The following is a 7,270-nucleotide window of genomic DNA, read 5'->3' as shown; positions in this document are numbered from 1 at the left end:
ATCCAGTTGGCTAGTCCCTCGACATTTTCAATACGTATACACCCAGATGAAAGTGCACGGTTGGACTCGTCGAACAACTCCTTGTCGGCGGTATCGTGTAGATAGACACTGTATTTATTCTCAAAATAAAATTTATAGCGTCCTAAGGTATTACCTTCTCCTGGCTGTTGAACGAGACGATAAGGAAAACGACCATGGGCTAAATCTTGCCACTCTTGCGCGGTTTTACTCACCATTTGTCCCTGATTATCGAAAACATTGAAATTTCCAGCTTGAATATAACCGCCATCTTCCCTGACTTTAGGCAATAAATCTCGAATTAATAAACTCCTGGGGACTCGCCAGCTTGGATTGATCACCAGGTTTGAAATTCGACTGATTAACAGGGGAGTTTGACGATAGGGTTTACCTACTATCACCCGAGACTGCAACGCCACTTGACCATTGTCGATAAGTTCTAACTCAAATGCAGGAATGTTTATAATTAAAAAAATAGGCTCAATTGAGGCTAAGTAACGGGTCTTATTTATAAAATTAATCGCTAACAACTCAGCCCGTTTCACGGGGGTGATATTGATCCAGCGAATCGTTTCGGGACCAATAATCCCGTCTATTTTCAAACCATGACGTTGTTGAAAATGTCTAACCGCATTTTTGACATTAGCATCAAACAGTGTACTGACCGAATCGTACTCTCCCAGATCGCCTAGCCCGTTTAACCTACGACTGATTTCAGGCACCAAGCTATGATTATCGCCCTGCTTTAACCAAGAGTTAGACACTAATTCATTCCAGTCCATTTTCTGATCTAGCCAGAGTAAGTAGCGGATGTTATTACTTGTGGCTAGATAGTCTTTAGAGATCGGCTCTAGGGAGAGAGCCTGTTGCAACAAGTTTTTTGAATCTTTCATGTTCATTGCGTTGGTGGGGATCCCTAGGGATGCCCAGAATTGCTGCAGTTCAGATTTAATCCGCTCGACTCTGGCTAGTTTTAACTCCTTGGGCTCTAAAGTTAATGCCCTATAATCTTGTTCAATTTGCTTTGATGGTTTAATTAACCATACAAATTGAACTTGATAGAGCAAAGAATTAAATGCGGCTTCTGAGCGATCCATAGCAAGGAGTGGTCTGGTACAGAACAAAACAACTAAAACAGCGAACACTATTGCACTCGAACACCTTGTAAACATAAATTAACCTCCATGATCGACAGATGCAATCTCCGAACTTTTCACCAGTGGTAAACATATCTGGTTAATGATGTAAGTATGGCAAAATTTAAGGCGTGCTAAGTAGAATACGCAAGGAGGATTTACAGATTGCTCTGTTAGCAAAGCTTAACTTGAAGAGCAAAACTTAATTCTACTCTTCGAGTTAGCTTTGTTTAGTTTTTTTGCATCTAAAACCTGACAACTTCTGTCTTCAAGCCTTCCGTGATTTTTTCGATTTGTAGGTTAGGTCGTCCAGAGCTGCGGAAATCGGTAAACATGTCTTGACGGGGCAGAGCGTCCATATATGGCTTTGTTCGCTCAATTCTTGGTCGGGGTTAGTTCGCTAGATTTAACGTAGCGAACCCTCACTATGATGTTCCATTGACCCCATTTCCCATTATAATACCCTACCGGTTATGTAACGCATTTAAGAGATATTAACAACACCATGGATATCAGAGGAACTTGTATCTCATCAACAGTAGATGAGCACGGCCCAATTTATGTTTACCAAACAAGGACCAGCCGGATTCTCAGCTTTGATGGACAAATCTATCAAAGTTGCATGAAACTAAATGACATTAATGGTTTAAATCTCGGCTACACCCAGGCCATGATGGCGGGTTTGCTTTTTATCCCCATAGTAAAAATAGCCACCATCATGGGGCTGGGCGCAGGCTCAATGGTAAAGAACCTGCTCAGTAGTTTCTCCGAGTTGAACGTACACGCGATTGAATACCGTGAAGCAGTGGCGCAGACCGCAAAAAAACATTTTCACTTACCCGACACTGATCGCCTCTTCATTCATATAGACGATGCCGTGAACTACATTAAAAACACCGACATAAAAAGCGATATTATCTTTTCAGATCTATACAACTCGGAAGGGATGGAACCGAAACAAGTACAACTATCCTACTTGCGTGATTGTAAAAAGGCACTCAACAAACACGGTGTCCTCGTGCTCAATATCTGGCATATGGTACTTGAATTACGAGAAGAGTTAGATGAATTACTCGCGCTCGAATTTGAAAATCGACTACTCAGTTTCGAAGTAGAAAGTGGCAACAGGATCGTACTCGCATTCAAAAACGACATCCCCTCGATAAAAAGAGAAGCACTACTGACTAAGGGTAAATTGTTGCAAGAGAAAATGAACATTCCGATGGAACCTTATGCCAAATTACTCTCTGACATCCTCTTTGACCTAAAGGACGGGGATTGCTACTAAATGGTTCGCGACTAGGTGGTATCTAGCCATCTATGGCAATTACCCGCCCCTTGTTGGGGTTTACCTTCTAGATGCTGACAGTAGCGCCTTCCTACTGGGCCTTAAACAACCGTTTAATACCACAAAGGGTCCAGTGTTCTCAATCAGACTAACGACAAGGGATATAATAGAATGCTATGATTATTGGCAACTATTTCCTAAAAACAATCACCTATGGCTCACAGTTCAAACCACACCATCTTCTGGCACGATTACGAGACTTTCGGTGCAAACCCATCAAAAGACAGGCCATCACAGTTTGCCGGGATCAGGACAGATATGGATCTCAATATAGTCTCTGAACCTGTGACCTTTTATTGCAAGCTGGCTACCGATTACCTACCCTCCCCTGAGGCCATATTGATCACGGGCATCACGCCACAGCTTGTCAATCTCAAAGGCATGCCTGAAACGGAATTTATGGCTAAGGTCAATGAGCAATTCAGTCAGCCCAACACCTGTGTGGCAGGATATAACTCGATACGCTTCGATGATGAAGTCACCCGCTATGGTTTCTATCGTAACTTCATCGACCCCTATGCGCGTGAGTGGCAAAAAGGAAATTCTCGCTGGGATATCATAGATCTAGTCAGAGCCTGCTACGCTTTCAGACCCGAAGGCATTGAATGGCCACTAAAAGAAGATGGTACGCCAAGCTTTAAGCTAGAGCATCTCACCAAAGCGAATGGCCTGAGCCATGAGAAAGCCCACGATGCCATGTCTGATGTGTATGCCACCATAGATATGGCAAAACTCATTAAGCAGAAGCAGCCTAAGCTGTTTGACTATTATTTTCAGCTGAGACGTAAGCAGGAAGTCAGCAAACAGCTTGATGTCCTCAATATGCTGCCCTTGGTCCATGTGAGTTCTAAAATCAGTGCCGAACATGGCTGCACCACACTTATCGCACCCGTGGCGCATCACTCCAGCAATAAGAATGCCATTATCTGTGTCAATCTAGCCATGGACATCTCGCCTCTTATCGAATTGGATGCAGAGCAGATCAGGGAACGCATGTATACCCGCAGGGACGATCTCGCCGACGATGAACTGCCTATCAGCGTGAAACAGATACACATTAATAAATGTCCCTTCATCACATCACCTAAGATACTCACCGATGAGCTTGCTCAGCGACTCAATATTGATAAAGCCTTCGCCAGAGAGCAATACAAGTTATTGAAACAGCATCCGGAACTAAGAGAGAAGTTGGTCGCCGTCTTCGACGTGGAACATGACAATGGCAGCCAAGATCCCGATCTTCAGCTCTACAGCGGGGGCTTCTTCGGCTCGGCAGATAAAGAGAAAATGGAGATTATCCGTCATACCTTGCCACAAAATCTGGCGGCCCTTGAGCTCAATTTCGATGATCAGCGACTCAAGGAGATGTTGTTTAGGTACCGTGCCAGAAACTACCCGGCAACCTTGGATGAGTCAGAGTCGATGAAGTGGAGAGACTTCTGTCAATCCAGGCTGAACGATCCAGAATATATGATGCAGTTAGAAAATCTAGTCAATGACACCGCAAACGATGAAGATAAACAGAAGTTACTCACAGCTTTATGTCATTATCTTAGCAATTTATAAATTTGAGTCGGCTAAGCGTGACTTAGATCTCATTATCTTTGAAACGCACTTACTAATATGATCTTCATTAATTTAACAAAAGTAGGCCATGGCAGATGCAAGATAGATTTATAAACTGTATTGCTCAGTTACCAAAACCGCTCTCAGATGCACTTATTCCTTTATTGCACGAGAATTTTGCCGGCCATATTGATGCCCTGCAATTAGCAGGCTTAGTCAAAGCCAGCGGCTTAACCGAAGAAAAATTACTACTGGTGCTATTACCCGTGGCGGCGACGCTTGCCAGACCCCCTATCAGTGATTTCCATGTCGGCGCCATTGCTAAAGGGAAAAGCGGTGATATCTACATGGGTGGCAATATGGAATTGCCCGGTGAAGCCCTGTTTCACTCGGTCCATGCCGAGCAGAGTGCGATAAGTCACGCCTGGCTCAGCGGAGAGACTCAGATAGTCGATATCGTAGTGAATTTTTCTCCCTGCGGTCATTGCCGTCAATTTATGAATGAGTTAGTCGAAGGCGCTCAGGTTAGGATCCACCTACCTGAGCAAAAAACGCAACCACTCACACACTACTTGCCTTATGCGTTTGGCCCATCGGATCTCAATGTCACAGCGCCACTGCTATCCAAACAACACCATGAGCTAAGTTTAGACAGTTCAGATCCCATGATCATCGAAGCCTTAGATCATGCAAGCCTGAGTTACGCCCCCTATACCCGTAGTTTTGCCGCTGTAGTGTTACAAACGAAAGACGGCGCCACTTATTGCGGACGCTACGCCGAAAATGCGGCATTTAATCCCTCTATGTTACCCATGCAGATGGCACTATCGACCATGGCACGCCATAACAGATTCTTTAGCGAGATAACCCGGGCAGTATTAATAGAGTCCGCCCAAGGCAAAATATCCCTAGTCGGTGCGACTATGGATGCGCTACATGCCGTCGCCGCAGTAGAGCTTGAACATATCGTGCTAGAGCCGGTGTAAGCAGATATTGAAATAATATAGACAATAAAAAGGACTGATATTTCAGTCCTTTTTATTACTTATTACATATATGAGCTAGTGAGCTATTTGCGACTTCTTTCCAGCTGAGCCAACAGGCTCGAGGTATCCCAGCGATTGCCACCGATTGCCTGAACTTCTGCATAAAATTGATCCACCAAGGCAGTCAAGGCAGTCAAGGGTAAGTGAGAGCCATTTTTTCTCGCTTCATTCAGGGTAATATTGAGATCTGTTCTCATCCAGTCGACGGCAAAACCCAGATTGTACTCACCGTGCCACATGGTTTGATAACGGTTCTCCATCTGCCAAGATTGTGCTGTTAATTCTGTGTGGTTGTAGACGCTAACCTCGTGGCCCGACTTAACCAAGTGACCCGCCATGGGATACCCCATCACGCCTAATCCGATAAATGCTAGTTTCGCCATCTCACTTCCTGATTATTCTTTTAAAGACAGATAAAAAAAAGGCACCCCAAGGTGCCTGTTTTAATCAAATATTCTATGTCGTCACATGCGCTTCCATCTCAGCGCCAATTTTCTTGCGCATCTCCATTAAACGAATGGCAGAGTCGCGTAACTTGATGTCATGCTCGCTCTCTGGCATCCATTCTGGGACTTCTGTCGGCTTGCCCTCATCATCTACCGCTACCATGATCACGATACAGTGTGTGGTCAAGTGACGTTCAGAATACTTAGGATCGCCCGCTCTGACGTCTATGCCTAAATGCATGGATGAGCGCCCGGTGTAGATCACTTTAGCGCGGATTTCTACTATATTGCCCACCTGGATAGGTTTCACGAAGCGAATTCCGCCGGCGTAGACTGTGATGCAATATTTACCACTCCAACCGGCAGCACAAGCGTAAGCGGCCAGATCGATCCATTTCATTACCGCCCCACCATGGACTTTACCACCAAAGTTTACGTCCGCAGGCTCTGCAAGAAACCTTAAGGTTATCTCTCTTTCTTTACCAGCCATAGCTTTCTCGAATCTATTTTCTTTACAATAAGTGTACGTCAAAAAGTCTGCTTAGAATACTAGTAAAGTCTGTGATTTGCGCTTAGATCAAACAGATAAGAAAATCATCCGAGTTTAGTCACTAATACACAAGCCGCGAGAATCAAAGGAATAGCCAGACGATAGGTCCAAAGCTGAACCCCAGGACTGAACACTCGCGAACCTTTGAGCCATGAGTGTAAAGCAAAACCTGCCAGGAATAACATCAGCACTTCGACACCCGCAATAGTATCGGTATCTCCACCGGTAAAAATAGCCGTCACTAACAAGGCAAACCAGACGACGGTGAAGCCAGCGGCGGCTAAAGAAAAGGTCTTCATGCCAACATTCAGATTGGGTAAGAATGCCTTATTCTCACCACGAATAAGTTCGCTGAGGTTAGCGGTTAATGCGCCAACGAGTGGCATCAGGGGGACGACGACAAGATTTAACACGGTATGTCCTACAAACAAGTTTACAGGCAACAAGTATCTGCCCATTAGCCTTAGCTTCCAAGTGATGTTTACCATGATTAACTAAGCTTAATCCTGCGGAAATTTACGCTTAATCTCGGTCATTCTATCTGTATTACAAACACAAAATAAAAAAGCGCCATCAGGCGCTTTTAAATAGTGATATCAATCCTATAGAGGATCAATTCATCTGACTGAATTAGCTTCTCTTGAACAACAAAGAGCCATTGGTACCGCCGAAGCCAAATGAATTACATAATGCGTATTCAAACTTCTGATCCCTCGCGGTGTGTGGCACGAAATCGAGATCGCAACCTTCATCTGGGTTATCTAAGTTCAATGTCGGCGGCACGACTTGGTCTCTCAGCGCCAACAAGGTGATGATGGCTTCCACTGAACCCGCGGCGCCAAGCAGATGCCCGGTCATAGATTTAGTCGAGCTGACGGTGAGATCGTAAGCATGGGCACCAAATGCAGCCTTAATCGCTGCCGCCTCCGCTTTATCCCCTATGGGTGTCGATGTGCCGTGAGCATTGATATAACCAACCCGCTCTTTGGCTATTTTGGCATCATTCATGGCATTAACCATGGCTGCTGCTGCGCCAGAACCGTCAGCTGGCGGTGATGTCATATGAAAAGCATCTCCACTCATGCCAAAACCAACCAGCTCGCCATATATGGTCGCACCACGAGCCTTAGCGTGCTCATACTCTTCCATGACCATGATAC

At 45.0% G+C, this 7,270-nt stretch carries 7 protein-coding genes and 1 pseudogene; 3 read left to right on the top strand and 5 right to left on the bottom strand.

Annotated elements, in window-relative coordinates:
* On the bottom strand, positions 1 to 1,190 hold a 1,190-nt coding region (locus tag KT99_RS19010), incomplete at its 3' end, for a L,D-transpeptidase family protein (protein ID WP_040572233.1).
* Positions 1,191 to 1,659: 469 nt separating this feature from the next.
* Here KT99_RS19010 and KT99_RS19005 point away from each other — a divergent pair.
* The 3 genes from KT99_RS19005 (at position 1,660) to cdd (ending at position 5,054) form a co-directional block, all read left to right on the top strand.
* Positions 1,660 to 2,442 carry a spermidine synthase gene (locus KT99_RS19005; protein WP_040572230.1) on the top strand — a complete coding sequence of 261 codons (783 nt, stop codon included), beginning with the start codon at positions 1,660 to 1,662 and terminating at the stop codon, positions 2,440 to 2,442.
* 213 nt (positions 2,443 to 2,655) lie between these two features.
* Complete coding sequence (sbcB, locus tag KT99_RS19000) at positions 2,656 to 4,068, top strand: exodeoxyribonuclease I (RefSeq protein WP_005503482.1); 1,413 nt, start codon at positions 2,656 to 2,658, stop codon at positions 4,066 to 4,068.
* A gap of 95 nt (positions 4,069 to 4,163) precedes the next feature.
* Complete coding sequence (gene cdd / locus KT99_RS18995; protein WP_005503481.1) at positions 4,164 to 5,054, top strand: cytidine deaminase; 891 nt, start codon at positions 4,164 to 4,166, stop codon at positions 5,052 to 5,054.
* 83 nt (positions 5,055 to 5,137) lie between these two features.
* On the opposite strand, the gene KT99_RS18990 is transcribed toward cdd, so the two are convergent.
* The 4 genes and pseudogenes from KT99_RS18990 to KT99_RS18975 all read right to left on the bottom strand — a co-directional run.
* Entirely contained in the window at positions 5,138 to 5,497 is a 360-nt protein-coding gene (locus KT99_RS18990; RefSeq protein ID WP_005503480.1) for an NAD-binding protein, read from the bottom strand.
* Positions 5,498 to 5,570: 73 nt separating this feature from the next.
* Positions 5,571 to 6,050, bottom strand: a complete 480-nt coding sequence (locus KT99_RS18985) for an acyl-CoA thioesterase (protein ID WP_005503479.1) — start codon at positions 6,048 to 6,050, stop codon at positions 5,571 to 5,573.
* Positions 6,051 to 6,154: 104 nt separating this feature from the next.
* Positions 6,155 to 6,523: a hypothetical protein gene (locus KT99_RS18980; RefSeq protein WP_040572231.1), complete on the bottom strand. Its 369-nt coding sequence runs from the start codon at positions 6,521 to 6,523 to the stop codon at positions 6,155 to 6,157.
* A gap of 217 nt (positions 6,524 to 6,740) precedes the next feature.
* A pseudogene (locus KT99_RS18975) lies at positions 6,741 to 7,270 on the bottom strand (beta-ketoacyl-ACP synthase II); the annotation flags it as partial.

Source organism: Shewanella benthica KT99 (assembly GCF_000172075.1).
GTDB classification, from domain to species: domain Bacteria; phylum Pseudomonadota; class Gammaproteobacteria; order Enterobacterales; family Shewanellaceae; genus Shewanella; species Shewanella benthica_A.
The sequence above is the reverse complement of the archived record's forward strand: the minus strand, read 5'-3'. Positions and strand labels throughout refer to the sequence as shown.